The 1,852-nt window shown below is 53.2% G+C and carries 1 rRNA gene; it reads left to right on the top strand.

Going from position 1 to position 1,852, the window contains the following annotated elements:
- The first annotated feature begins 230 nt into the window (after nt 1–230).
- Nucleotides 231–1,770: ribosomal RNA gene (locus tag MD273_RS18365) — 16S ribosomal RNA — on the top strand.
- Nucleotides 1,771–1,852 lie beyond the last annotated feature (82 nt).

The following is a 1,852-nucleotide window of genomic DNA, read 5'->3' as shown; positions in this document are numbered from 1 at the left end:
TTTGAAAGAGTTTGAAAACGCTGAAAATTAACGGTTGACAAGGTCGGGATTCGATGTAGAATACGCGGCCTTGATTGAGCAGAGGCTCAACGCTCTTTAAAAAGTTAACCAAGTAATTCGTGTGGGCGCTGGCCGAGGTATTTCGGACACGAAATATCAGGACAGTGACTCGTCGAAATTGAGTTTTGTCTTGAGCATGATTTTGGAACCTTCGGGTTTCAGTATGATTTAAACTGAAGAGTTTGATCATGGCTCAGATTGAACGCTGGCGGCAGGCTTAACACATGCAAGTCGAGCGGTAACAGGGGGTGCTTGCACCCCGCTGACGAGCGGCGGACGGGTGAGTAATGCATAGGAATCTGCCCAGTAGTTGGGGATAGCCCGGGGAAACCCGGATTAATACCGAATACGCCCTACGGGGGAAAGCAGGGGATCTTCGGACCTTGCGCTATTGGATGAGCCTATGTCGGATTAGCTGGTTGGTGGGGTAATGGCCTACCAAGGCGACGATCCGTAGCTGGTCTGAGAGGATGATCAGCCACATCGGGACTGAGACACGGCCCGAACTCCTACGGGAGGCAGCAGTGGGGAATATTGGACAATGGGGGCAACCCTGATCCAGCCATGCCGCGTGTGTGAAGAAGGCTTTCGGGTTGTAAAGCACTTTCAGTGAGGAGGAAAACCTTATGGCTAATACCCATGAGGCTTGACGTTACTCACAGAAGAAGCACCGGCTAACTCCGTGCCAGCAGCCGCGGTAATACGGAGGGTGCAAGCGTTAATCGGAATTACTGGGCGTAAAGCGCGCGTAGGTGGTTAGGTAAGCGAGATGTGAAAGCCCCGGGCTTAACCTGGGAACGGCATTTCGAACTGTCTGACTAGAGTATGGTAGAGGGTAGTGGAATTTCCTGTGTAGCGGTGAAATGCGTAGATATAGGAAGGAACACCAGTGGCGAAGGCGGCTACCTGGACCAATACTGACACTGAGGTGCGAAAGCGTGGGGAGCAAACAGGATTAGATACCCTGGTAGTCCACGCCGTAAACGATGTCAACTAGCCGTTGGGGATCTTGAATCCTTAGTGGCGCAGCTAACGCACTAAGTTGACCGCCTGGGGAGTACGGCCGCAAGGTTAAAACTCAAATGAATTGACGGGGGCCCGCACAAGCGGTGGAGCATGTGGTTTAATTCGACGCAACGCGAAGAACCTTACCTGGCCTTGACATCCTGCGAACTTTCTAGAGATAGATTGGTGCCTTCGGGAACGCAGTGACAGGTGCTGCATGGCCGTCGTCAGCTCGTGTCGTGAGATGTTGGGTTAAGTCCCGTAACGAGCGCAACCCCTATCCCTAGTTGCTAGCAGTTCGGCTGAGAACTCTAGGGAGACTGCCGGTGACAAACCGGAGGAAGGTGGGGATGACGTCAGGTCATCATGGCCCTTACGGCCAGGGCTACACACGTGCTACAATGGTGCGCACAGAGGGCTGCAAACTCGCGAGAGTAAGCCAATCTCTTAAAACGCATCGTAGTCCGGATCGCAGTCTGCAACTCGACTGCGTGAAGTCGGAATCGCTAGTAATCGCGAATCAGAATGTCGCGGTGAATACGTTCCCGGGCCTTGTACACACCGCCCGTCACACCATGGGAGTGGATTGCACCAGAAGTGGTTAGTCTAACCTTCGGGAGGACGATCACCACGGTGTGGTTCATGACTGGGGTGAAGTCGTAACAAGGTAGCCGTAGGGGAACCTGCGGCTGGATCACCTCCTTAAACGAAGCCGAATGCTTCGGTCAGAGTCCACACGAATTACTTGGTTGGCTAATAGAGAGAGCAAAAGGGTCTTTGCAGGCCC

It is taken from the genome of Marinobacter sp. C7, assembly GCF_022343555.1.
GTDB lineage: Bacteria > Pseudomonadota > Gammaproteobacteria > Pseudomonadales > Oleiphilaceae > Marinobacter.
Note: the sequence above shows the minus strand (reverse complement) of the source record. Positions and strands in the feature narration are given on the sequence as shown.